The 24,213-nt window shown below is 35.1% G+C and carries 25 protein-coding genes; 10 read left to right on the plus strand and 15 right to left on the minus strand.

The window, feature by feature from the left end; translation table 11 throughout:
* Window positions 1-34: 34 nt before the first annotated feature.
* The gene (locus tag J3U16_RS02590; protein ID WP_267342476.1) at window positions 35-1,312 is read right to left on the minus strand and encodes an MFS transporter; all 1,278 of its coding nucleotides are present in this window, start codon (window positions 1,310-1,312) and stop codon (window positions 35-37) included.
* A gap of 356 nt (window positions 1,313-1,668) precedes the next feature.
* Between J3U16_RS02590 and J3U16_RS02595 the strand changes: the two genes are divergently transcribed.
* The 3 genes from J3U16_RS02595 to J3U16_RS02605 are packed head-to-tail and all read left to right on the plus strand — an operon-like array spanning window position 1,669 to window position 5,103.
* Window positions 1,669-2,913, plus strand: coding sequence for an oligosaccharide MFS transporter (locus J3U16_RS02595; RefSeq protein WP_065563662.1), 1,245 nt, complete (start codon window positions 1,669-1,671; stop codon window positions 2,911-2,913).
* A 58-nt stretch (window positions 2,914-2,971) separates the two neighbouring features.
* Complete coding sequence (locus tag J3U16_RS02600) at window positions 2,972-4,090, plus strand: glycoside hydrolase family 172 protein (RefSeq protein ID WP_065563661.1); 1,119 nt, start codon at window positions 2,972-2,974, stop codon at window positions 4,088-4,090.
* Window positions 4,091-4,104: 14 nt separating this feature from the next.
* On the plus strand, window positions 4,105-5,103 hold the full coding sequence (locus tag J3U16_RS02605) for a LacI family DNA-binding transcriptional regulator (protein WP_065734713.1): 999 nt from the start codon (window positions 4,105-4,107) through the stop codon (window positions 5,101-5,103).
* 14 nt (window positions 5,104-5,117) lie between these two features.
* Here J3U16_RS02605 and smpB read toward each other — a convergent pair whose 3' ends face one another.
* Window positions 5,118-5,600, minus strand: a complete 483-nt coding sequence (gene smpB / locus J3U16_RS02610; RefSeq protein ID WP_065563659.1) for an SsrA-binding protein SmpB — start codon at window positions 5,598-5,600, stop codon at window positions 5,118-5,120.
* Window positions 5,601-5,668: 68 nt separating this feature from the next.
* Here smpB and J3U16_RS02615 point away from each other — a divergent pair, with 68 nt between their 5' ends.
* From J3U16_RS02615 to J3U16_RS02635, 5 genes are read left to right on the plus strand one after another with little or no spacing between them, the layout of a single operon-like run.
* The gene (locus J3U16_RS02615; protein WP_065734712.1) at window positions 5,669-6,097 is read left to right on the plus strand and encodes a type II toxin-antitoxin system RatA family toxin; all 429 of its coding nucleotides are present in this window, start codon (window positions 5,669-5,671) and stop codon (window positions 6,095-6,097) included.
* A 1-nt stretch (window position 6,098) separates the two neighbouring features.
* The gene (locus tag J3U16_RS02620; protein ID WP_065563657.1) at window positions 6,099-6,371 is read left to right on the plus strand and encodes an RnfH family protein; all 273 of its coding nucleotides are present in this window, start codon (window positions 6,099-6,101) and stop codon (window positions 6,369-6,371) included.
* Window positions 6,372-6,398: 27 nt separating this feature from the next.
* Window positions 6,399-6,833: a zinc uptake transcriptional repressor Zur gene (gene zur / locus J3U16_RS02625; protein ID WP_065734711.1), complete on the plus strand. Its 435-nt coding sequence runs from the start codon at window positions 6,399-6,401 to the stop codon at window positions 6,831-6,833.
* The gene (locus tag J3U16_RS02630) at window positions 6,821-7,177 is read left to right on the plus strand and encodes an EamA family transporter (RefSeq protein WP_065563655.1); all 357 of its coding nucleotides are present in this window, start codon (window positions 6,821-6,823) and stop codon (window positions 7,175-7,177) included. Before zur ends, J3U16_RS02630 begins: the two co-directional genes overlap by 13 nt.
* Complete coding sequence (locus J3U16_RS02635) at window positions 7,177-7,566, plus strand: DMT family transporter (protein ID WP_065563654.1); 390 nt, start codon at window positions 7,177-7,179, stop codon at window positions 7,564-7,566. The genes J3U16_RS02630 and J3U16_RS02635 overlap by 1 nt, the downstream gene beginning before the upstream one ends.
* A gap of 78 nt (window positions 7,567-7,644) precedes the next feature.
* On the opposite strand, the gene J3U16_RS02640 is transcribed toward J3U16_RS02635, so the two are convergent.
* The 6 genes from J3U16_RS02640 to J3U16_RS02665 form a co-directional block, all read right to left on the minus strand.
* Entirely contained in the window at window positions 7,645-7,869 is a 225-nt protein-coding gene (locus tag J3U16_RS02640) for a DUF4177 domain-containing protein (RefSeq protein WP_065563653.1), read from the minus strand.
* Window positions 7,870-7,910: 41 nt separating this feature from the next.
* A complete protein-coding gene (gene mutT / locus J3U16_RS02645; protein ID WP_065563652.1) occupies window positions 7,911-8,315 on the minus strand; it encodes an 8-oxo-dGTP diphosphatase MutT in 405 nt (134 codons plus the stop codon).
* A 111-nt stretch (window positions 8,316-8,426) separates the two neighbouring features.
* Window positions 8,427-11,150 carry a preprotein translocase subunit SecA gene (gene secA / locus J3U16_RS02650; RefSeq protein ID WP_267342478.1) on the minus strand — a complete coding sequence of 908 codons (2,724 nt, stop codon included), beginning with the start codon at window positions 11,148-11,150 and terminating at the stop codon, window positions 8,427-8,429.
* Window positions 11,151-11,235: 85 nt separating this feature from the next.
* A complete protein-coding gene (locus J3U16_RS02655; RefSeq protein WP_065563650.1) occupies window positions 11,236-11,580 on the minus strand; it encodes a hypothetical protein in 345 nt (114 codons plus the stop codon).
* A gap of 132 nt (window positions 11,581-11,712) precedes the next feature.
* Window positions 11,713-13,269, minus strand: a complete 1,557-nt coding sequence (locus tag J3U16_RS02660; RefSeq protein WP_065734707.1) for a multicopper oxidase family protein — start codon at window positions 13,267-13,269, stop codon at window positions 11,713-11,715.
* Window positions 13,270-13,388: 119 nt separating this feature from the next.
* Window positions 13,389-13,757: a hypothetical protein gene (locus tag J3U16_RS02665; protein ID WP_065563649.1), complete on the minus strand. Its 369-nt coding sequence runs from the start codon at window positions 13,755-13,757 to the stop codon at window positions 13,389-13,391.
* Between the two features lie 205 nt (window positions 13,758-13,962).
* On the opposite strand from J3U16_RS02665, the gene J3U16_RS02670 reads away from it, so the two are divergent.
* Together J3U16_RS02670 and folA are read left to right on the plus strand one after the other, a co-directional pair.
* Entirely contained in the window at window positions 13,963-15,060 is a 1,098-nt protein-coding gene (locus J3U16_RS02670; protein WP_267342480.1) for an MJ1255/VC2487 family glycosyltransferase, read from the plus strand.
* A 10-nt stretch (window positions 15,061-15,070) separates the two neighbouring features.
* On the plus strand, window positions 15,071-15,583 hold the full coding sequence (folA, locus tag J3U16_RS02675; RefSeq protein WP_416379935.1) for a type 3 dihydrofolate reductase: 513 nt from the start codon (window positions 15,071-15,073) through the stop codon (window positions 15,581-15,583).
* A 40-nt stretch (window positions 15,584-15,623) separates the two neighbouring features.
* Here the strand turns inward: folA and relA are convergent, their stop codons facing one another.
* From relA to galE, 7 genes are all read right to left on the minus strand, one after another.
* The gene (gene relA, locus J3U16_RS02680) at window positions 15,624-17,882 is read right to left on the minus strand and encodes a GTP diphosphokinase (RefSeq protein ID WP_065563647.1); all 2,259 of its coding nucleotides are present in this window, start codon (window positions 17,880-17,882) and stop codon (window positions 15,624-15,626) included.
* Between the two features lie 5 nt (window positions 17,883-17,887).
* Window positions 17,888-19,213, minus strand: coding sequence for a 23S rRNA (uracil(1939)-C(5))-methyltransferase RlmD (gene rlmD, locus J3U16_RS02685; RefSeq protein WP_267330439.1), 1,326 nt, complete (start codon window positions 19,211-19,213; stop codon window positions 17,888-17,890).
* A gap of 15 nt (window positions 19,214-19,228) precedes the next feature.
* Window positions 19,229-19,717, minus strand: a complete 489-nt coding sequence (gene coaD / locus J3U16_RS02690; RefSeq protein ID WP_065734703.1) for a pantetheine-phosphate adenylyltransferase — start codon at window positions 19,715-19,717, stop codon at window positions 19,229-19,231.
* 214 nt (window positions 19,718-19,931) lie between these two features.
* Window positions 19,932-20,927 (minus strand): galactose-1-epimerase, encoded by a 996-nt coding sequence (gene galM / locus J3U16_RS02695; RefSeq protein WP_267330440.1) that lies wholly within the window; start codon window positions 20,925-20,927, stop codon window positions 19,932-19,934.
* Entirely contained in the window at window positions 20,918-22,075 is a 1,158-nt protein-coding gene (gene galK / locus J3U16_RS02700; protein WP_267330441.1) for a galactokinase, read from the minus strand. The genes galM and galK overlap by 10 nt, the downstream gene beginning before the upstream one ends.
* Window positions 22,076-23,125 (minus strand): galactose-1-phosphate uridylyltransferase, encoded by a 1,050-nt coding sequence (gene galT / locus J3U16_RS02705; RefSeq protein ID WP_065563642.1) that lies wholly within the window; start codon window positions 23,123-23,125, stop codon window positions 22,076-22,078. It lies immediately after the preceding gene.
* Between the two features lie 50 nt (window positions 23,126-23,175).
* Complete coding sequence (gene galE, locus J3U16_RS02710) at window positions 23,176-24,192, minus strand: UDP-glucose 4-epimerase GalE (protein ID WP_065563641.1); 1,017 nt, start codon at window positions 24,190-24,192, stop codon at window positions 23,176-23,178.
* Between the last annotated feature and the right edge of the window lie 21 nt (window positions 24,193-24,213).

A 24,213-nucleotide genomic window follows, 5' to 3' on the forward strand; every position in this document is an offset into this window, starting at 1 on the left:
TTTTGATAGAATTTTCTAACGAAATTTATAGTTATTAAATAGATGGATTCGCTGTAATAGGTTTGATATCTTTTAATACAAGTAAGTATACAAGTGCACCAATAGCACAAGCACAACCAGAAACGACTAGGGCATACATAAATGAACCTGTTGCACCAATAATATATCCCGTTACGATTGGACCTAAAATACCACCACAATTTGAGACAGTATTTTGGATGCCGCCTAAGACAGACGTCATATTTCGTGGAGCAATATCGCCAGGAAGACACCAAATGGCTGAGCCAGAAAAAGCAAGCCCAATATATGAAATACAAAGTAGCATCATCATTACAGTAATTGAATCAACTAACCCAGCAAGCGAAATGGAAGTCGCAATTAACATTCCACCGACTAAATTTATTTTTCTAGCTAGATTAATATTATTGGTTTTGATGTAGATGAAATCAGTTAACCATCCACCAATCCATTGACCAATTATGCCGCATAATGGTGGTAGCATAGCTAAAAATCCCATTTCGGTTAAACTTAAACCGCGTTCTTTCATTAAATAAGTTGGAAACCAAGTAATGAAAAAATAAACAGCATAGTTAAGCATGAAAAAGCCTATACACATCGCTATCACATTACGGTATTTTAGTAATTGATACCATTTCATTGGTTGTACTTTATCGATTCCTTCTTTTTTTATTTGGCCGTCACGGATATATTTCAATTCTGTAGGACTTATACTAGGATGTTGTTCAGGATCTTGATAAACACATAACCACCAAATAACCCAAACAAGACCTAATGCACCACAAATGAAAAATGCTGCATGCCATCCTAATGAAGCTATAATCCAAACCACAAGTGGCATAGTAAATGCTGTACCAAATCGAGAGCCACTATCAAATAAAGCTGTTACACGACCTCGTTCTCTATCGGGAAACCATTTCGCGGTAATGCCTCCGTTACAAGGATATGCAGCAGCTTCACCAATTCCCATAAATACACGAGCAAAGATGAAACCGATAGGGGAGGTTGCTAGTGCTGTTGCACCCGTTGCTAACGACCACCAAGTCACTGAACCTGCGAGTGTTTTCCTTTGACCAAAACGATCAGCAATAAAGCCAGCAGGAATTTGACAAAGAGCATAACTTAAGAAAAACGCTGACATTATCCAGCCCATTGCTTCAGGAGAAATATTTAAATCAGTAGCAATAATTGGAGCAGCAGCGGACATTACTGTTCTATCCAAATAATTAATTACAATAGCAAATAACATCAGTATGGCTATATGGAATCGAATACGACTATTTTTTTTAGGCATAAAAAAACCTCTTTTTATAAATTATTTAATAATATATTCATTTAGTTATCTTAATTTAATATTGAAACTTTTAATTAAGGTAATAAGTGAATAAGTAACTTCTATTTCATTCAAACGGCATATTGATAGTAGTGAAAAAATTCATTCAGATAAGGAATTGTTTGTTTGATTGTGGTAGGGATAATATTTTTCTGTTTTTTATTTGTTTTTAATCTTTAATGTCATTTCTTATTGAACATCATCATTACCTATTAAAATAATTTTGATGTAGATCACATTTATCTAATAAAGCCGTTAAAGCTAAATTTTTAGCTATTCATACTCAAAACAGTGCTTAACTCTTTATAGGATAAATTATGACAAGTGCATTTTATAAAAAACCAACTTATTGGTTTGCTTCGTTTTATAGCATTATGTATTACGCGGCGGGTAGTTTTGTTTTTTCTTTTTATGCAATATGGCTTAGTAAAGAGATTGGTTTAACAGCAAAACAGACGGGTATTATCTATTCTTTTAACTATTTTATTTCGTTAATTATCATGATTATTTATGGTGTTTATCAAGATAAATTAGTCTTAAAAAAACATCTAATTTGGTTTCAAAGTGTCATCATAACATGTGCTGCACCTGCATTAATCTATGTTTACGAGCCACTTTTAAGACATAATTTTTATGTTGGTGTTATCTTTGGCAGTTTCTTCTTAGGTTTTGGTTGGGTTGCCGGTATGGGCTTGATCGATTCTTACTGTGAAAAAATCAGCCGTGCTTTCGATTTTGAATTTGGACAATGCCGGACTTGGGGCTGTATTGCTTACGCAGTGGGTACCTTTATCGCTGGTATTTTAATTAGTATCAATCCTCATCTTAACTTTTGGGCTGCTTCAGTGGTCGGTATCTGTTTTATGATACTCAATCTGAATTTCAAACCAGATTTAAGTAAATCATCGGCAGCAGTATTTCAGAAGAAAGATAAACTAAGTTTTAATGAAATTGTTTCAGTCTTTGGACTGAAAAAGTTTTGGATATTTGTTGTTTATGTACTTGGTACTTATAGCTTGTACAACATTTATGACCAACAATTATTTCCTGTCTTTTTTACTCAGCAATTTACCGATGTAAATGATGGTTATCGTTTATATGGTATTTTAAATTCATTTCAAGTCTTTTTAGAAGCAGCTGTTATGTTTTGTGTGCCATTCGTGGTTAACAAAGTTGGTGCAAAAAATGCATTAATCTTTGCTGCATTCATATCTGCAACTCGAATATTTTTAACTGGCCATGTGGAAAGTATTGCAATTATTTCCGTAATCAAACTTATGCACTGTTTAGAGATCTCAACTATTTTAGTCTCAGTATTTAAATATATTGATAACAATTTCAATGCACGCTTGTCAGCTACAGTGTTTTTGATCGGTTATCAAGTAGCCGGTTCAGTAGGCGTAATATTATTTTCTACCTTTGTCGGTAATTTTTATGACACTGAAGGTGCTGCGACTACGTTTAATTATTTAGGCTTAGTTGTTTTAGGCTTCATGATATTTGCTATGGCCTTCTTAAGTCGTGATAGAAAGTCAGACAAAATTGAAAATGAAAGTAATTAAGCAAACAAGATTTATATTTTAATTAATAATATTTGTTAAAACTTATTAAGGACGCAAAATGAATATATTTGATTCAGTAACACAGTTTCACTTCGAACAAACAAGAACTATTTCACCTGAAAATTTGACTGGTGAAAAGGGTAAATCGTGTATGAAAGCTAGTGCCTTAGGTCCATGTAGGAAAGGACAAGGTTTTATATCCATTCCTGCTGGTGAAAAAGTGACTATTGCTGAAATTACCGGCCCAGGGGAAATTCGTCATATGTGGTTTACTTTAACTGATAAAACACATCGTGGAAGCTTTGTATTACGTGATGTTGTGATTCGAATTTATTGGGATGATGAAACTGTTCCTTCAGTGGAAAGTCCTATTGGTGACTTTTTCTGTAATGGTTTTGGTGCGAGATGTGATATTAATTCTATGCCAATAGTGGTTAATCCAACAGGTGGTTTTAATAGTTATTTTAGAATGCCATTTAATAAAAAAGCTAGAGTTGAAATTCATAATGAACATGAAGCTGATTTGCAACATTTCTTCTTTGCTATTAATTATGCGTTGATGCCAAAACCATTTGAAAATCCACTTTACTTTCATGCTCAATGGCGTCGTCAACGTGTGACTAATCATGCACAAGATTATGTCATATTAGATAACGTTCAAGGTTATGGTTATTATGTAGGTACTTACTTAGCTCTTACAGCTTTAGAGCGTTATTGGTGGGGAGAAGGGGAGTTTAAATTCTATCTTGATGATGATAGCGATTATCCAACACAACATTCAACTGGTTCAGAAGATTACTTTGGTGGAGCTTGGGCATTCCATAACCGTGATAGCCAAGGTCGTCCAAAAGCGAAATGTTTCCAAACAATGTTTATGGGATATCCATATCAAACAAACCGGGATGCAACACGTGACTTTTTCCAAACTGGAGATTCTAATCCAGTACATGGTTTTGGTGATGATGGTTTGCCTTCACATGGTTTATATCGTTGGCATCTTCCAGATCCAATTGCATTTCACAAAAATATCAAATTAGCGTTTCAACAAATCGGTAATGATGATATAAGACTATATGAACGTTGTGATGATATTGCGAGTGTTGCTTATTGGTATCAAAGTCCATCGGTGAACCACAATCCAGTGTTCCCGAATAAACAACAACGTACTCCACGTTAGTATTAAGGTGATCTATGGCGAGTAATAAACTAAAAATTAATGATATTGCTCGTTTGGCTGGCGTGTCGGCAACGACCGTCAGTCATATATTTAACAAACGAGATAAAAAATATCGTATTTCTCCACAAACTCGGCAAAGAGTCTTATCGATCGCGGAGAAATATAGCGATCAACCCCATATTCGTCAATATTTGGTGAAAGCTAACAGCACCAATACGATTGGTGTTATTGTCCCCGATATGTCAAATTCATTTTTTTCTATGTTTTTGCATCATCTTGAATCATCTTTTCGGCAAAAAAATATCCAATTATTAATTACTTGTAGTCACTATAATAAAGAGGTTGAAATCAAAGTAGCTCAAAACTTAGTAGAGCGAAAAGTTGATGCGATGATTGTTGTAACCTCATTAGACAGTGATAAATTGTATGTAGATATTAATCAAAATACACCGGTACTACTTTTTGACCGTTATCTCAAAGATACCGTGTTACCCTTTATTACAAGTGAATCATTACAGTCTGTAAGTGATTTAATTAAGCCTTATGCAAAGAATTTAGACGAATTTTATTTTATTGGTTGTGATATTCAGTTAACTTCGATATGTGCAAGACTTGAGGGTTTTAGGCGTGGCTTAGAAAGTGTGGGATTAACTGTAAAACCAGAATGGATTGTGAGTGATGATTATTCTCCTAATAAAGGTTTTGAATTACTTAAAGGTGTTCATGAAAGATTAGGCCGAATGCCAAAAGCTATTTTTACACCATCAGGTAATTTATTGGAAGAGGTCTTAGGTTATTTGGTTACAGCTAGAATTGATCCAGAGCAGGTGTATTTGTGTTCTTATGATTACAATAACTATCTTGGCTATTCGTATTATCCGATAGATGCTATTGTACAAGATATCGAAAATATGGCGCTAACTTGTGTAGATGTGGTTGATGATTTGCTAAATTTTAAAGAATTAAAACATCTAGAATTTTTTATTGAGCCACAAATTATACGCCATCGTTAATTTAAACGTTATGATTAGCGATTCGCATTTTTCATTATGCGTGCTTTGTCAACTTGCCATTGGCGTTCTTTAATATCAGTACGTTTGTCGTATTCTTTTTTACCTTTTGCAACGCCAATTTTTACTTTTGCCCATGCATTTTTCCAATACAATGAAAGTGCAACAACAGTGTAACCTTGACGATTTATTTGTCCAAAAAGCGAGTTCAATTCTCGTTCATTTAGTAGTAATTTTCGTGTGCGTATAGGGTCACACACTACGTGTGTAGAAGCAACACTCAATGGAGTTATAGTTGCACCAAATAGCCATGCTTCGCCATTTTTAAGCAACACATAACTGTCACTGATATTAGCTTTGCCAGCTCGCAGTGATTTAACTTCCCAACCTTGTAGGGATAAACCTGCTTCAATTTCCTCTTCAATAAAGTACTCATGACGCGCACGTTTATTTAATGCAATGGTAGCCGAACCGGGCTTATGTGATTTTTTCTTAGTCATAATGTGCGTTATTATAGAGTTACATGATACTATATGCCACTAATTTTAACTTTTAATTTTTTAATATTATGGCACATGTTTTTCATGAAGTGATCGAGCCTTATTCAATCCAACAAATGTTTGCGTTGGTAAATGATATAGCTAGATACCCTGAGTTTGTTCCTGATTGTATCGCAACTGGGATTATTAGCAAACAAGATAACCTTTTAACTGCATTTATTGAGGTTGAAAAATTGGGATTTAAAAAATCTTTTACCACCATAAATCAGATTAATGAGCCTAATTCAATTGATATGGCATTGATAGATGGTCCATTTAAACATTTAAAGGGGCGATGGGAATTTACTAAAATTGATGAGCAAAAAAGTAAAATCAGCTTAAATTTAAACTTTGAGTTTAATAATAAATTAATGAGTGCTGTTTTTACGCCAATATTTAAGGAGGTGATGACCAACATGGTTAATGCATTTTCTCAAAGAGCAAGGCAGATATATTAATATGATAAATATTCAAGTTGTCTATGCGCTACCTAATCAACCTACGATTATTGATTGCGCAGTTGATGAGCAAACTAATGTCTTGCAAGCCATTACAAAATCCAATATCTTATCAATATGTAAAATTCGATTAGATGAACATCTTGTTGGAATTTATGGAAAACGTTGTGAACTGAATGAACAAGTAAAAGACGGCGATCGTATAGAAATATATCGAGCTTTAATCAATGACCCAAAAGAAATTAGAAGAAAAAAAGCGGCATTGAAAAAGTAACAAATAAAGTGAAGGGAACTTAACTGAATGCATAATATGCTGATTGAGAAAATTGAAACTTTATGCAAAAAACGTGGCATTAAGCTGACAACTCAGCGTAAAACCGTTTTAGATATCATGCTTAAAGCGAATAAAGCTATGAGCGCATATGATCTTTTAGATCTCTTAAAAGTTAGTGAGCCACAAGCAAAACCGCCAACGATTTATCGAGCTCTTGAGTTTCTACTTGAGCAAGGTTTTATTCATAAAGTTGAGTCAACCAATTGCTATATCATTTGCCCTCATTTTCAGGATCCTCAGCATATATCAATCTTATTTATTTGTGATAATTGTCAGCAAATTATCGAAAAACATTCTGAGAATATCGAGTCGCAACTTAAACAACTTGCTAGCCAAAGTCAATTCTTAATAAAGCATAGTGTGCTTGAAATTCATGGAATTTGTCACTCATGTCAACCTTAATCTTTTTTTTATGGTTAATTAATATTGCTTGTGACACGGTAGGGCAGATTGCATTCAAATATGCTGCGATTACTTCTAATGATGAGAAGGGTTTAAATTATTGGCAGAAGTTATTTGGTAACATGTGGTTATGGTTAGGTTTTGGAGCTTACTTCATCGGTTTTGTATTTTGGTTGGCTTTTTTGAGTGAAGTTTCTTTGTCTAAAAGCATACTATTAGGCTCTTTTAATATTATTACAGTAATGATTGCTGGGCGTGTTTTATTTAAAGAACATTTAACGCCATTTCGTTTAATTGGTATTTTTTTTATAACTCTTGGCGTAGTACTAGTAGGATTAACTTAATGAAAAAGTTCTATATTATTGGTTTTATTTTACTACTTTTTTTTGATACTTTTGGGCAAACCAGCTTTAAACTTACTGCTATTTCAGCGTTGCCATTTGAACCAGATATTGCTTGGTTGTTAAGAGTTTTTAGTCATGGTTGGGCATATTTAGTTATGATTGGGTATGCAGGTGCATTTATAACATGGATGGTATTATTGCAAAAAGCACCAGTTGGTCCAGCTTTTGCTGCTTCTCACCTACAAGTGGTAACAGTAATGATAGTGTCGGTCATTGCTTTTAACGAACAAATTACCATTTCACGATTATTAGGTGCTTTATCTATTATTGTTGGGATTATCTTTCTTGCGTTGGCTGAACAAAGAATACACAATAAATCTTCTAGTTAAATTATTTTAATGATTTTATAAAATCATTAAATAGCTATTTACGAAGTGATTATTAATTCTAAAATAGAAAACGTGTTTTTATTTCACCTGTCCTCTATCTCGCTCCATCACAATTAGATAGGCTTCACGTTGCCAGAATAAAAATAAGCGACGGATATCTTTTTGCATTGTAATTACGCGCCAGCCTTCTTGGGCAATATTATTTAAAAAAGCGGAAAATTTGTCAGCATTTGAATTAGCTGTACCGAAAACTAATGAAGACAAAGCCCCTTCTTGATAAATGACAACTTTATATTCTTTCATTGTTTTTATAGAGTCTAATTAAAATTAAATAAGGAAATAACTTAGATCTGTTTGTCTAGGTTCTTAAGCATTTCGATAATCGGTCTGTTAGCATCTGGAAATTCATCTGCATTTAGATCTTCCTGATCTATCCAACGGCTTGGTTGTCCTTCTTTTGCAAAAGGAACACCATCCCACTCTTCTACTAGGTAAGCATGAATAGTGATATCACGATCATCATAACTATGTTCAAAAGTTTTTAAAAATTGTGATTGATGAATATGAATATCAACTTCTTCTGCTATTTCACGCTCTAAAGTTTGATAAGGTGTTTCGCCGGCTTCGATTTTTCCCCCAGGAAATTCCCAAAAACCAGCAAGATGAGAGTCTTCACCGCGTTGGGTGATAAATATTTGGCAATCTTGCGAACGAATGATACCTACAGCAATTTCAGTATGTTTTCTCATGATCCAATTTGTATGTGATTAAAGTTTGGGAAAGCAACTGCTTTCCCATTTGTTTTTACCTTAATTGGTTATTTAAACATCAATGATTATTTATCATACTAAATTTTTGATTTAATTAACAGCACCATGACAATGTTTATATTTTTTGCCTGATCCACAAGGACAAGGATCGTTACGGCCAACTTTTGCCTGAGCACGAACAACAGGTTGTTGTGAGTTTGCTGATTGTTCATCATTGCCCATGCCACCGATTGATTCATGATTAGCTTGCTGCTTAGCCATTAATTTTTCGACTTCAGCTTGGCGTTGGCGTTCAGCTTCTTCAACTTCCTCTTGTGAACGAATTTGTACTCGGCTTAATATACCAATTACGTCATATTTCAATGTATCTAACATGCTTGCAAACATGTTGAAAGATTCTCGTTTATATTCTTGTTTAGGATCTTTCTGTGCATAGCCTCGTAAATGAATACCTTGGCGTAAGTAGTCCATTGCTGCTAAATGTTCTTTCCACAATGTATCAAGTGTTTGCAACATAACACTTTTTTCAAACTGTCTGAAGGCTTCAGAACCCGCAATATTTTCTTTTTCAAGATATTTATTTTGTGCAAGTTGTATAATACGTTCACGTAAAGTTTCTTCATGAAGATTTTGTTCTTCATCAAGCCATTTTGCAATTGGTAAATCTAAATCAAAGTCACTTTTTAATGCTGCTTCAAGTCCAGGAATATCCCACATTTCTTCAATAGATTGTGGTGGAATATATTGATCAATAACAGTGGTAAATACATCTCCATGTATAGAATCAATAGTTTCTTTTATATCTACGTTATCTAATAAATCATTACGTTGGCTATATATAGCTTTACGTTGATCATTTGCAACATCATCATATTCAAGTAATTGTTTACGAATATCGAAATTGCGGCTTTCAACTTTTTTCTGAGCATTAGCAATAGCTTTAGTGATCCATGGATGTTCGATTGCTTCACCTTCTTTCATACCCAATTTACGCATCATGTTACCAACACGCTCTGATGCAAAAATACGCATAAGTGGATCTTCTAATGATAAGTAAAAACGTGAAACACCTGGATCACCTTGACGGCCAGCACGTCCACGTAATTGGTTATCAATACGACGAGATTCATGACGTTCAGTACCTAAAATATAAAGCCCACCAAGTTGAATGACTTCTTCATGTTTAATTTGCCATGCTTGTTTAGCTTTCTGGATATCGTCATCAGTTGGATTTTCTAATTTTGCAACTTCACTTTGCCAATTACCACCAAGCATAATATCGGTACCACGACCTGCCATATTTGTTGCAATAGTTACAGCGCCTTTACTACCTGCATCAGCAATAATTTCAGCTTCTTGAGCATGGAATTTAGCATTAAGTACATTATGTTTAATCCCTGCTTTTTTAAATGCATGAGAGACAAGTTCGGATTTCTCAATTGAAGCAGTACCTACTAAGACTGGCTGTCCTCGTTTGACACAATCTTGCACATCAGCAACGATTGCATTAATTTTCTCTTTTTCTGTCATATAGACAAGATCAGGTAAATCTTTCCTAACCATTGGACGGTTGGTTGGAATAACAATGGTATCTAAGCCATAGATTTGGTTAAATTCAAAGGCTTCAGTATCAGCTGTACCGGTCATACCAGCTAATTTTTCGTATAAGCGGAAATAATTCTGGAAGGTAATAGAAGCTAACGTTTGATTTTCATTTTGAATTTTTACATGTTCTTTAGCTTCTACTGCTTGATGTAAACCATCCGACCAACGGCGACCATCCATTGTACGGCCTGTATGTTCATCAACTATAATGATTTCATTATCCCTAACAATATAATCTACGTCACGGTGGAATAAATGATGAGCTCGAAGAGCTGCATTGACATGGTGCATCAACACAATATTACTTGGTGCATAAAGTGATTCATCACCTTTCATAATTCCTTGTTTTATTAATAGTTCTTCAACTTTAATTAAACCTCGTTCAGTAAGATTTACTTGGCGTGATTTTTCATCAATTGAGAAATCGCCATCTCCTTGAAATTGCTCTGAATCTTCTTTTTCTTGTTTAATAAGATGAGGGATGATTTTATCAATACTGATATATTTATCTGAACTATCTTCAGCCTGACCTGAGATAATTAATGGAGTTCTTGCTTCATCTATTAAAATTGAGTCAACCTCATCGACTAAAGCATAGTGTAACGGTCGTTGGACACGTGATTCTTTGTTAAACACCATATTATCGCGTAGATAATCGAATCCATATTCATTATTCGTACCATAAGTGATATCAGCATTATAAGCATCACGTTTTATTTCTGGAGGCATGTTAGGTAAATTGATACCGACTGTTAAGCCCAAAAATTCAAATAGAGGGCGGTTATTTTCTGCATCACGCTGAGCTAAATAATCATTAACAGTTACAACATGTACACCTTTACCGGTTAATGCATTTAAATAGGCAGGTAATGTAGCTGTTAATGTTTTACCTTCACCAGTACGCATCTCGGCAATACAGCGCTCATTAAGTACCATGCCCCCAATGAGTTGGACATCAAAATGACGCATACCAAATACACGCTTACTTGCTTCACGAACTACTGCAAAAGCTTCTTCTAATATGTCATCTAACTTAGTACCATTTGCAATCTTCTGCTTAAATTCATTGGTTTTTGCTTTAAGTTCATCATCGGTTAGCGCTTCCATAGATGGTTCAAGAGCATTAATATTTTCAACACGTTTACGCATAGATCTTAAAACGCGTTCATTACGGCTACCGAATACTTTTGTTAATAATTTTAATAACATAACTGTTCTCTTATTCTTTTTTTATAATGGGACTAATAAGGAATAAACCTTATTTAATAAATTAATGTAATTATATAAAAACACGTTAAGCAGTAGCTTGAGGACCCGCTCTTATTCCATTATATGGTGATAATCGAATAACGGTATTTGGAGTAACTTCATCATAATTGAGTGAGATAATTTGCTTATCGTAATGCTCTTCTTTTAACAAAGATGAAGTTTGAGATTTTGTTCTTATTGGTGCTTGGTGATCTTGTACTATTGCTGTTATAGCAATAATACCAACCTGTGTAGAAGATGATTGAACTGGTAATGCATTTTCCTCATATAAACCGAACCCAGCAGCGATTACACCTAATAATAAGTGCGATAGGGCTGTTTTGATGATGAGGCGTTTACTAATTTGTTGCCAGTAGTTAATCAAGGTCATAACTATAATATCTTAGCATTTTTTGCCAAAATGAAAAACTATTATTATTTATTAGTAAATGTATTAAATTTTATTATTTTATTTATTAAAAAATACCCACGATCTTTTTTTGAAAGTGGGTAATTTATTTCATTATTCTTTAACCATTAATTGCCCCATCATACCCAGCGTTTCATGCTCTACAATATGACAGTGATACATACGTAGTCCCGGCATATTTTGCTGAATTTTAATAACAAGCGTTTCGTGCGGGCGTAAGTTAGTGGTATCTTTCAAAGCAACAAACTCGGGTGTAGTTTTAGTGCCATTTAATTCACGAGATTGCACAATAAATTGCGCTCCATGTATATGGAAATTGTGATCCATATGTGAGTTATTAACAATTGTCCACTCTTCAACATCGTGAAGTTTACTTTCCAAGTCGATTCGTGACATATCATGCCGTTTGCCATTAATTAAAAATAGCATACCACCTCGAGGCTCACTTTTATCCATTACTTCAGTATATTCAAGTGATTTTTTGGCGACGGCTTCGCCTAAAGTGGGTACTTGTTTTAGATGCGTTGGTAGAACTGTACTGGCCGTTTGAGTTAACTGGAGCTGTGAAAGAATGATGTTTGGTTCCGGCGGTACATTTCCCATTTTGCCACGATCGTAGCCGATGTTTTGCAGATAAAGACTGGCGGTTTTTTTCGGAACGATAACCACTTCAGCCCGTTCTGCCGGAGTAAGTAATAACGGTTTATTGAGTTGATGCGGCTCGGCAATGAAACCGCCGTCGGTAGCAACTAAAAAGACATCACAATCCGGTATTGATAGATTTAAATATCGGCCAGAACACGCATTCCAGATTCTGACTCTGGTTGCTCCTTCTACTTTTATATTGGGTTGGTAAGCGCCATTGATTAACACAAATTGTCCTTCCCGCCCATTCATCCAGTCGGTCATGGAATTTTCGGCGATTTCGCCGTTTTCAGTTAATTTTAAGTCAGAAAAGAACCAATGTTGCTCCGGTAGCGAAGCAAGCGGATCATTTTTACTGCGCACAATAAAGGTACCGGCTAAACCACGAAAGACTTGTTCTGCAACGGTATTATGTCCATGTGGGTGATACCAATAGGTTCCGGCTGTGCCTTCCGGTATGGTAAATTCATAAACTCTGCTGCCACCTGCCGGAATAGCATCTTGCGGGTTGCCGTCTTGATCTGAAGGAATCAGCAAACCATGCCAATGAACGGTTGTTGGCTGTGAGAGATCATTTTTAACGGTTATTTTAACATGATCGCCTTCAAATACTTCGATTTTCGGACCAGGAATCATGCCATTATATGCCCAAAATTCGGTGGTAATTTCCGGTGTTAAGGCTATTTTAACCGGTTTTAAATGTAGCGTTGCTTCAAATACGCCAGCTTGGGTGCTGGTATTTTTTAAATTAGTTAACTCGGGTAAGTTTTTACCGTGTGGTAGCGCTGTAGTCGATAACAGTTTTTGTGGCATGTTGTTATTCATGTTCATATTCATATTCATATTCATATGATCGTGCATGTTGTCCCCCTTATCACAATTATCAGATTTAACATCACAAACCATGTCAGACATTGGTGAATTATCCAATTTGGCTATGGCTTTAGTTGCAATTAAACCACCGACAGCAGCGGTAATATTCATTATAAAATTTCGGCGTTTCATAGTATTCCTATAATTATTTATTACGTTAAACAATAACCTGCATACAACCGTCAAGACTATAAAAAGTGAGATTGTGTTATTGATTTCCAGTACTTATTACTAATATTTAACTGCGTAAATTAGATAAATTTTGGTGGCTTTAACTCAGGAATAAATTCTTTATATTCAGGAATAAATTTAGTAAGTAGATATTGTTCACTATGAATCGGATAATCAAAATTAACAATATAATTAGTTATAATTGTACTGCAAGTGGCACAATGATTAACCGATTTACCAATAAAAGATTTTGTTGATTTAGAAGTCGGCAAATCTGTATTTGCATAATTAAGATTTGCGTTCACCTGAGATGATATTAAATTTGGTGAATGATGATCTGAACAAGGTTTAGATATAATTAGAGAAAAATGCCCAATAGAAGAAAAAAGCAAAAATATTGCCAATATAATTAAAATATAAAATTGCTTCTTGTTAATGATTTGCGACATTATTCATCACACAATTAATCTCCTCGAATCCATTTTACTAAAAATAGCAGCAAATTTATACAGTTTTAACTCTTGATATAAAAATTTGATTTTAATACCAAGGAATTAAAGCTGTTCAAACGTTTAATGATAAATATCACTTACTCATTTATTTGTTATAATCATAAAATAAATAAGCCAAATATAAATGGTTCTGGTATCATATTTGCATAAAAATAATATTCTGATTAAAAACGATATGAAAATTCTTTACGGAGTTCAAGGAACAGGAAATGGCCACATCAGTCGTAGTAGAACTTTAGCGAAAGCTTTAAAAAAGGCTGGTGCTGATGTTGATTACATTTTCAGTGGTCGTGATCCTAAAGATTATTTTGATATGCAGGCCTTTGGCAATTATCGAACATTTAGCGGTCTATCTTTTGCAACACTTAATGGAAAAATTAATTATCGAAAAACTATCCAAAAAATTCGCGCCTTTAGGTTAATTAAAGATGTTCGTGATCTCGATTTATCAAAATATGATTGCATTATTAGTGATTTTGAGCCAGTAAGTGCATGGGCTGCACATTATCAAAATCGAGAATGTTTAGGGATTAGTAACCAATCTGTCTGCCATTACCTTAAGCCAAAAGAATACGGCATGATAGCCAATGTTATTATGAAATATTATGCACCTGTTACAAAACCAATTGGCTTACATTGGTTTCACTTTGGTCATAAACTAATTCCACCAATGATTGATTCATTTGAAACTGTACCAACTGAAGATGGTAAAATTGTTGTGTATTTACCTTTTGAAGATTTAAATGAAATTGCAGAATTAGTTACTCAATTTCCACAATATCAATTTTGTTGTTTCCATCCCGATGTAAAACAAGTTACAGAGCGTAAGAATTTATTATTACAACCGTTAAGCCGAGATAATTTTACGCAAGCTTTGCTTAGTTGTTCTGGGATTATTTCAAATACTGGATTTGCATTAATATCTGAAGCGTTATCTTTAGGGAAGAAGATTCTAACTAAGCCAGTAGCAGGTCAATTTGAACAAGTTTATAATGCTCAATGTTTGCAATCTTTGGATATGGCAACGGTGATGGAAAATCTAAATAGCATGAAGCTTAAATATTGGGTTAGCTTGCCTTCTCCGAAACCAGTTGTTTATCCAGATGTGGCGACCGAGTTAGCTAATTGGATTGTTTCAGGTCAAAAAGAATCATTACTATCTTTAAGTCAAAGACTTTGGCAGCAGACTATATTCCCTGACAATGTGAATGAGCGTATAAAATCCTTAGGGTATGTGTGAAGGAACTAATATGATATTAAGTATTATTGTTGCCATGGCGGATAATCAAGTTATTGGGTTAAATAATCAAATGCCGTGGCATATGCCAGCAGATTTAGCATGGTTTAAAAAAAATACATTAAATAAGCCAGTTATTATGGGGCGAAAAACGTTTGAGTCTATTGGTAGACCATTGCCAAATCGCCATAACATTGTCATTAGTCGTCAAGCTGATAACAAAGCTTCAATAAACTCTGATGTTAGCTGGGTTCAATCGGTTGATGAAGCAATATCGTTGCTCAATGAACGGTCGGTTGAAGAGGCATTTTTTATAGGTGGGGGTAATATATATAGTCAGGTATTACCTTTAGTTAACCGTCTTTACTTAACTCATATTGATGCTCAATTACAAGGTGATACTTATTTTCCAGATTATTCTCAAATAGCATGGCGACAAATTCACTCAGAACAACATAAAGCTGATGAAAAAAATCAATATGATTATCAATTTGAGATTCTAGAAAAAACGAATCAATTAAAATAAATGAGTTGCCACCTAGAATTAGTGGCAACTTAATCAATAGCTACCCTTGAAACCGTTTTGCCTCAATTACATCTGGAAGTTGTTTAATTTTGTTTAATACTCTTTCAAGTGAATCTTGATCAAAAATTTGCATATCCATATCAATAGTCGCAATTTGTTGTTTCATTTCAATTCGGCTTGAGACACCTAAAACATTTACTTTCTCGTTAGCCAATATAGTGGTGATATCTCGCAATAAACCACTCCTGTCGTTAGCTATGATTCTAACAACCATTGTATAACTTGAATTGTGATTGCCACTCCATATAGCGCTAGTAATGCGCTCTGGAGCATGATTTTTTAACTCTTGCAATTGTTCACAGTCAGCTCGATGAATAGAAATACCTCGTCCTTGTGTTACAAAGCCAACAATCGGATCGCCAGGAATAGGTCGACAGCAATTAGCAATGGTGTAAAGTAAATTGTCGACACCTTCAATAATAATTTCACCACCTTTTATAGCGGTCGATTTTCCTGTATTTTTAGCTTGAGATGTTGATTTTTGGGTAATTTGTTTTAGAACAGCTTCATCTTCTTCTTCTGCTGTCGGTTTATTAAATTGGGCATTAATGAAGTTAACAAGTTGATTAATCCTAACATCACCACTACCTATCCCAGCAAGTACCTCATCAAAAGAGTGGGCATTGTATTTACTAATAAGAATTTTTTCGACACTTTTTAAGCTAATATTTAATGGCTCTAGCTCGTTTTCTAAAATTTGTTGTCCGGCAGCAATATTTTTATCTCTATCTTGCTTTTTGAACCAAGCTTGTATTTTTGCTCGAGCGCGACTGCTATTAACAAATCCCGTATTAGGATTTAACCAGTCACGACTTGGATTTGGTTGTTTCTGAGTAATAATTTCAACTTGATCGCCAGTTTTCAAAATATAAGTGAACGGAACTATACGACCACCCACTTTGGCGCCGATACAACGATGTCCAACATCACTATGAATATGATATGCAAAATCTAAAGGGGTTGAACCAGTTGGTAAATCGACTACATCACCTTTAGGCGTAAATACATAAACCCGGTCATCAAAAATTTGGCTACGGACGGTTTCTTGAATTTCGCCACTTTCGGACATTTCTTGTTGCCATGTTAATAACTTACGCAACCAAGAAATTCGTTGATCGTAAGCCGTCATTTTATCCGTGCTGCCTTCTTTATATTTCCAGTGTGCGGCTACACCTAATTCAGCATCATTGTGCATTTGTTCAGTACGGATTTGAATTTCAATAGTTTTATCTTGTGGACCATAAACAACCGTATGGATCGATTGATAACCATTGGGTTTGGGGTTAGCCACATAGTCATCAAATTCTTTAGCAATATGTTTATAATGGCTATGCACAATCCCTAATGCATTGTAGCAATCTTCAATTCGGTCACAAATTATACGCACAGCTCGAATATCATATAATTCTTCAAATTGTAGATGTTTGCGTTCCATTTTTCGCCATATACTATAGATATGTTTTGGACGACCGTAAACTTCAGCACGAATATGATCTTTATTCATCATATCCTGTAAATTCTTAACAAATTGATTAATGTATGATTCACGATCCAATCGTTTTTCATGTAACTTATGAGCAATGAAACGATATTGATCTGGATGTAAATAACGGAAACAAAAATCTTCAAGTTCCCATTTTAATTGCCCAATTCCTAATCGATTGGCTAGAGGAGCATAGATATTAAAGCACTCTTTAGCTGCGAGGACTTGATCTTCTTTTGGGGCATTCATTAGATTACGTAAATAAGTAATACGCTCTGCTAATTTTATTACCACACTACGGAAATCATTTACCATAGCCAATAACATACGACGAATACTGTCAATTTGCTCAGTAGTTGCATGTCCATTACGGATGGCTCGTAGTTGCCTGATATCCTTCATTTTGATAACACTGGAAAGGATGTGAATAATGTCGCGATCGAAATTTTCAGGCAGATCTTCTCGGCGGATAATTTTAGTATCAAGGAATGGCAGTAAAAGGGCTGTACATAAACTGTTAATGTCCATGTTCAAGGTTGATAAAATCTCAACCATCTCAATTGCATTTTGGAAGCAGTAGGTTTGTTCAGGCGCACCAGCACTGTGTTCAAAACAAAAATCCCAGATATCCTTAAACTTTTGATAGGATTCAAAATTGGTTAATAAAAGTTCATGTTTAGCCCATTGTTCAACATCAAACTGTGTTAGAGTATAATGCTCGTCATTTTGTTGATGGGCGCCTCTAATTGATACCATAATTATTACCCTGATCTGGTTAACATCAACATTGATTCAATATGCTTAGTTTGTGGAAACATATCCAAAATAGCAATCTTTGCAATATTGTATCCTTCCTCAATAAAGAGTTTGCAGTCCCTAGCTAATGTAGCAGGATTACATGAAATATAAACTATTTTTGATGGTGATAATTTAACAATTTCTGCTGTAGCATTATAAGCGCCTGCTCTTGCAGGATCTAATAATACTTTGTCAAATACTGTTTGATTCCATATCGAAAATTGTTGTTTATCTTCTAAATTACAGGTAAAAAATTGGGTTTTAGCCTGAATTTTATTTTGATTTAAGTTGGCATTAAGTTTAGCTTTTTCGACTAATTCCTCTACGCCTTCAACACCGGTAATAGATTGGCAATATTTTGCTATAGGTAATGAAAAGTTGCCCATGCCGCAAAATAGGTCAAGTATTTTGTCATTTGATGATATATCTAACCATTCAAGTGCTTTATTTACCATCTTTTGATTAATCTGGTTATTTACCTGAATAAAATCGAGTGGGCTAAAGCTTAGTTTTAATTGATCGATAAGGTAGTAATGTTCTTTATTGCCAAAAACATGAACCAGATTATCACCATGTAAATAGAGTGATATGTTATGAATTTCAGCAAACTGTTTTAATAAATGACTATCTTGCTCAGTCAATAGCTCAGTATGCCTTAACACTATAATTATTCCACTATCAACTGCAATTAATTCAATATGACCAAGTGCTTTTTTCTGTTTGATTTGTCTTAAGCAAGATTGTAATGGAATGAGTAAATCATCTAGCTGTTCAACTAATACTGGGCAGTGGTCAATATTTATAATTTTGTTCGATTCGGATTGTCTGAAACCAATAAGTAATTCACCTTTGAAGAAATTAATTGATAACCGAGCACGTCTACGATAATGATAGGGTTGATCAGCAATGATATTAGGTGTGTTATCTTCCAACAAAGCCCCAGTTTCTTTTTGTATTAGCTTAATTAGTGCTTCATATTTTGCTTGTTGTTGTAGATCTGGCGAAATATGTTGTAATTCACAGCCACCGCATTGGGTAAAATACTTACATTGTGGTTTAACCCGATATTGACTGTAATTATGGTACTTTATTACTTTGGCTTTAGCGTAATTTTTTTTATCTTCGGTTAATTGAATATCGACGGTCTCGTCCGGCAAGGCTGATTTAATAAAGATTGTTTTACCTTTATGATTTGCTACCCCTTGTCCAAAGGCATCTAATTTTGTAACTGTAACTGTCAGTTTTTGAGAGGCTAGTTTTTTTTTCGGAGGAGTATAAAAATTGACCATATTAATAAATCGATATTATGTTAACCGTTTCAATAACTCTGTTTTAACATGCAAGGGGACTAAATTGGATATATCACCACCATGGTAAGCAACGTCTTTAACGATGGTAGATGAAATAAATCCCATTGCAATTGAAGGCATTAAAAAGATGGTGTCTAAATCTGGTTTTAATGCTCGATTCATTTCTGCAAGTTGTCTTTCATATTCAAAATCATGAGTTGTTCTCACACCTCTAACAATAACTGTTGCTCCGTGTTTCTGGGCAAAGTCAGCCATAAGATTATCAAAGCCAATCACTTCAACATTCAGTAAATGTTCCACTGGTGTTGAGGCTAAGTTAACTCTTTCTTCTAAAGTAAATAGCGTTTTTTTATTAGGGCTTTCCGCTATTGCGACAATCAAACGAGGAAAAAGTTGGGATGCACGGGTAATCAGATCAATGTGACCATTAGTAATTGGATCGAATGTTCCCGGAAAAATAGCCGTGAGATTTTTACTTTTCATTTATCTTATCCATTAGCGAATAGGAGAATATCATACCTAATTTTGAGTTGGATTGTTAGTTTAACCGTACAAAATCTTCGTTTTTTATGTTCAAAAACCCCGTTCCTCAACTTTTTTTATTATCATAAATCTATTTGAGGTATGGTTAAACTTGTAGAATTTTTATTATTGATGAAGTTATTTATTTTTCATCAATAATAAAAAGAGAAATTTATCAGCTTATAAAAAACTGATAGGTAATTTGGTGATGGTAAGTTTGTCCCGGTTCTAAGAAGCAGCTTGGTTGTGGCCATGTCAAATGATGAGGGCTATCGGGTAAAAACTGAGCTTCTAATGCTACTCCTGCAAAATTAGCATATTTACCATTGTGACGATTTGGTGTGTTGGCTAAAAAGTTACCAGTATAGACTTGTAGGGCAGGATAAGACGTTGTTACGTCCATTGTCACTTTTTTGTCTGACGATATAAGTTGAGCTGCAATTGGTTTTGATTTATCTAATAAGTAAGCGTGGTCATAACCGCCTGTGATTTTTCGTGCTGGGCTAGTTAGCAAATTATCGGATAGAACTCGTAACTGTCTTAAATCCATATCGTCTTGAGTAACATCAAGCAAATCATTGCATGGAATACCATTGGCATCGACAGGTAAGTAATAGTTAGCATTTACTTTTAAACTGTGTGCAAGTATATCATTAGTTTCACCATCTAAATTAAAATAGGCATGGTTAGTTAAGTTAACTGGCGTACATTTGGTTGTGCTCGCATTATATTCGACGATGACTTGATTATCGTCAGTTAATGTATAACTAGCGGTAACTTTAAGTTCGCCAGGAAAGCCTTGGTCACCATCTGGAGAAATTAATCCAAATGTAACTTGTTGTTCCGATTGTGATTCAATTTTCCATATTTTTTTATCAAAGCCTGATTTGCCACCATGTAACTGATTAACGCCTTGATTGGCAATAAGCTGATAATGTTTTCCTGCTATATCTATTTCAGCATTTGCAATGCGATTGGCATATCGTCCAACAGTAGCACCTAAATATGCATCTTGTTGTTCGTATTCTTCGAATGATTGGCAACCAAGTATTAGTTCTCGGTTTTTTCCTTCAACTTGCATGGTACAAGAAAGCCAAGTGGCGCCCCAATTGGACAATTTAATTTTCATGCCTTGGCTATTTTTAAGGGTAATAATTTGTTTTACAGACATAATTTATGAGCCCCTTCACTTGGCTGACAGATATAAAAATCTTCCTTAATATTAAATTTCTTATGATAGTTTTGGCTAACCACATCTTTTACCTCATCAACTTTGTTCTTAGGAACTAAGGCAACAACACAACCACCAAAACCACCACCCGTCATCCGTACCCCACCTTCATTTCCAATAACGTCTTGTATAATTTTAACCAGGTAGTCTATTGCAGGTACTGTGATTTCAAAATCATCGCGCATCGAATTGTGGCTTTCAGCCATTAATTTTGAGAGTAATGGATAATCTTCATTAGCAAGCGCATAAGCGGCTTTAAGTGTACGTTCATTTTCGGTAATGACATGATGAGCACGTTTAAATACTAGCGGATCGAGTGAGGATTTGATCTGTAGTAAATCAACCAATGATGCATCACGAAGGGCATTTACACCTAGCGCTTTGGCTGCGGCTTCGCATTGCTTACGACGAGTATTATATTCGCTATCAACTAATCCACGTTTAATGTTGGAATTAATGATTACAACTGCTAGATCTTTGGGGATAGAAATAGGTAATGCTTCTAATGATCGACAATCAATTAATAAAGCATGTTGTGCTTGGCCAAGCGCGGATATTAATTGATCCATTATGCCACAGTTGCAACCAACATATTTGTTTTCTGCCTCTTGACCGATTAAGGCTATTTTTTTGCCATCAAAAGGTAGATCGTAAAGCACCTGAAACATTTTACCAATTGCAACTTCAAGTGAAGCGGATGAACTTAATCCTGCACCTTGTGGCACGTTACCACTGATAGCTAAATCAACACCTCTAATATCCTCTGAATATTTTACGATATATTGAATTACACCCCGGACATAATTCGCCCATTGGTAATTTGGATGTTTTTCAATTGAAGGATTAAGTAAAAATTGATCCTGTTCATTATTATAATCAACCGCTATTACCCTAATTAAGTTGTCAGAACGTTTGTGACAGCTAATTACAGTTTCATAATTGATGGCACAAGGTAATACAAAACCATCATTGTAATCTGTGTGCTCGCCTATCAAGTTTACTCTGCCCGGTGCTTGTACAATGGTATCGGGTTTATAACCAAATTGATCCTCAAATGCTTGCGCGGTTTTATTGATTAATGCTTTCATTTATTTATCCTTCTTATCTTTATAATGCACATCACTAACGTTGCGCAGTCTTTCGGCTGCTTGCTCTGGCGTTAAATCTCTTTGTACTTCAGCTAACATTTCATAACCTACCATGAATTTTTTTACGGTAGCTGAACGTAATAGCGGAGGATAAAAATGGGCGTGTACTTGCCAATAATCAGTATTTCCTTCCACAAACGGTGCACCATGCCATCCCATAGAGTAGGGGAAAGAGCAATTGAATAAATTATCATAATGACAGGTCAGTTTTTTTAATGCTAAGGCCAAATCTTTTTGCTCAGATTGGTTAAGCATTGTTAATCTAGCAATATGTTTCTTTGGCAATAGTAGGGTTTCAAATGGCCAAATAGCCCAAAAAGGAACGACGGCTAACCAATGTTCTGTTTCTACCACAATGCGTTCTTTATTGGTCAACTCTTTTTCTACATAGTCTACTAATAAATTTCGTCCATTTTTTTGAAAATAGTTGCGCATATTGAGATCTTCTCGCGCTATTTCATTAGGGATAAAACTATTAGCCCAAACTTGTCCGTGCGGATGAGGGTTTGAACAGCCCATTGCTGCCCCTTTGTTTTCAAAAACTTGTACCCAAGGGTACTTTTTTCCTAGCTCTTGTTGCTGGGTGATCCAAGTTTTTATCACCGTTTCAATTGCAGGTAAATCAAGTTCAGGTAGAGTTTTACTGTGATCTGGTGAAAAACAGATAACTCGGCTTGTTCCTCTGGCACTTTGGATTTGAAATAGAGGATCGTTACTATCGGGTGAATTAGGCGTATCTTCCATTAATGCAGCAAAATCATTCGTGAAAACGTACGTTCCAGTGTAGTTAGGATTTATATCGCCAGTGACACGTTTATTGCCCGGACATAAATAACAATTAGGATCATAATGGGGTTTCTGTTCTTCATTTAAGGTTTCTTGTTGACCTTGCCAAGGGCGTTTTGCTCTGTGGGGCGAAACTAACACCCATTGTGCGGTCAATGGGTTATATCGGCGATGAGGATGATCAACTGGGTTAAAAATATCCATATTTGCCTCTTTAATTATAGTTTTACTGCAATTTTGATGTAAACATTTCTCTAATCAGGATAACCTTGCGGATTCTTTGATTGCCAATTCCATGAATCTTTTACCATATCATCAAGGGTTAACTTTGTTTTCCAACCTAATTGTTGTTCAGCTTTTTTCGCGTCAGCCCAAAATGCAGGTAGATCACCGGCTCGCCTTGGTGCGAAATGCCAATTAAGTGATTTTCCTGATGCCTTTTCAAAGGCTTTAATCACTTGCAGTACACTGAAGCCTACACCAGAACCTAAATTATAGATATGAACTCCAGCTTTATTTCTATCAGTTTTAAGTGCTGCAATATGACCATCTGCTAAATCCACAACGTGAATAAAGTCACGCACACATGTGCCATCAACTGTTGGGTAATCATTACCAAATACTGATAGCGATTCTCGTTTACCTATCGCAACTTGGGTAATGAAAGGCATCAGATTATTGGGCACGCCAAGCGGATCTTCTCCCATTAAACCGCTAGGATGAGCACCTACAGGATTGAAATATCGCAGTAAAGTTAAGGACCAATCAGGTTCAGCAATAGCTAAATCCATCATACATTGTTCAACCATAAGCTTACTTTTTCCATACGGGCTAGTTGGTAAACCTTGTGGTAATGTTTCGACGTAAGGAACTGGCGCTAGCTCACCATATACGGTAGCTGAAGAACTAAAGACTAATTGTTTAACGCCAGCATCACGCATTGCTTTCATTAAAACAATACTGCCATAAACATTATTTTCATAGTATTCAAGTGGTTTATATACTGATTCACCAACGGCTTTCAATCCTGCAAAATGAATAACAGCTTTAATATCGTGTTCTTTAAAAATTCTTGCAAGCAAATTTCCATCACAAACATCACCATGATAGAAATCGACTGATTTTCCTGTGATGGTTTTTATTCTTTCTAATACTGAGGCTTTACTATTAAATAAATTATCAATAATAATAGGAGTATAGCCAGCAAGAATTAATTGAACACAAGTGTGACTGCCTATATACCCACAACCACCTGTTACTAGTATTTTCATTTTGATACCTTAATTTTTTGA

Source organism: Gilliamella sp. B3023 (assembly GCF_026536845.1).
GTDB classification, from domain to species: domain Bacteria; phylum Pseudomonadota; class Gammaproteobacteria; order Enterobacterales; family Orbaceae; genus Gilliamella; species Gilliamella apicola_E.

Coding starts and splice junctions, on each gene's coding strand:
- J3U16_RS02615 (WP_065734712.1), top strand. CDS start 5,669: ATGGCACATGTTTTTCATGAAGTGATCGAGCCTTATTCAATCCAACAA.
- J3U16_RS02600 (WP_065563661.1), top strand. CDS start 2,972: ATGAATATATTTGATTCAGTAACACAGTTTCACTTCGAACAAACAAGA.
- galM (WP_267330440.1), bottom strand. CDS start 20,927: ATGTCTGTAAAACAAATTATTACCCTTAAAAATAGCCAAGGCATGAAA.
- rlmD (WP_267330439.1), bottom strand. CDS start 19,213: ATGGTCAATTTTTATACTCCTCCGAAAAAAAAACTAGCCTCTCAAAAA.
- relA (WP_065563647.1), bottom strand. CDS start 17,882: ATGGTATCAATTAGAGGCGCCCATCAACAAAATGACGAGCATTATACT.
- smpB (WP_065563659.1), bottom strand. CDS start 5,600: ATGACTAAGAAAAAATCACATAAGCCCGGTTCGGCTACCATTGCATTA.
- coaD (WP_065734703.1), bottom strand. CDS start 19,717: ATGAAAAGTAAAAATCTCACGGCTATTTTTCCGGGAACATTCGATCCA.
- mutT (WP_065563652.1), bottom strand. CDS start 8,315: ATGAGAAAACATACTGAAATTGCTGTAGGTATCATTCGTTCGCAAGAT.
- galE (WP_065563641.1), bottom strand. CDS start 24,192: ATGAAAATACTAGTAACAGGTGGTTGTGGGTATATAGGCAGTCACACT.
- J3U16_RS02665 (WP_065563649.1), bottom strand. CDS start 13,757: ATGTCGCAAATCATTAACAAGAAGCAATTTTATATTTTAATTATATTG.
- secA (WP_267342478.1), bottom strand. CDS start 11,150: ATGTTATTAAAATTATTAACAAAAGTATTCGGTAGCCGTAATGAACGC.
- zur (WP_065734711.1), top strand. CDS start 6,399: ATGCATAATATGCTGATTGAGAAAATTGAAACTTTATGCAAAAAACGT.
- J3U16_RS02595 (WP_065563662.1), top strand. CDS start 1,669: ATGACAAGTGCATTTTATAAAAAACCAACTTATTGGTTTGCTTCGTTT.
- J3U16_RS02635 (WP_065563654.1), top strand. CDS start 7,177: ATGAAAAAGTTCTATATTATTGGTTTTATTTTACTACTTTTTTTTGAT.
- J3U16_RS02590 (WP_267342476.1), bottom strand. CDS start 1,312: ATGCCTAAAAAAAATAGTCGTATTCGATTCCATATAGCCATACTGATG.
- folA (WP_416379935.1), top strand. CDS start 15,071: ATGATATTAAGTATTATTGTTGCCATGGCGGATAATCAAGTTATTGGG.
- J3U16_RS02640 (WP_065563653.1), bottom strand. CDS start 7,869: ATGAAAGAATATAAAGTTGTCATTTATCAAGAAGGGGCTTTGTCTTCA.
- galK (WP_267330441.1), bottom strand. CDS start 22,075: ATGAAAGCATTAATCAATAAAACCGCGCAAGCATTTGAGGATCAATTT.
- J3U16_RS02620 (WP_065563657.1), top strand. CDS start 6,099: ATGATAAATATTCAAGTTGTCTATGCGCTACCTAATCAACCTACGATT.
- galT (WP_065563642.1), bottom strand. CDS start 23,125: ATGGATATTTTTAACCCAGTTGATCATCCTCATCGCCGATATAACCCA.
- J3U16_RS02630 (WP_065563655.1), top strand. CDS start 6,821: ATGTCAACCTTAATCTTTTTTTTATGGTTAATTAATATTGCTTGTGAC.
- J3U16_RS02655 (WP_065563650.1), bottom strand. CDS start 11,580: ATGACCTTGATTAACTACTGGCAACAAATTAGTAAACGCCTCATCATC.
- J3U16_RS02605 (WP_065734713.1), top strand. CDS start 4,105: ATGGCGAGTAATAAACTAAAAATTAATGATATTGCTCGTTTGGCTGGC.
- J3U16_RS02660 (WP_065734707.1), bottom strand. CDS start 13,269: ATGAAACGCCGAAATTTTATAATGAATATTACCGCTGCTGTCGGTGGT.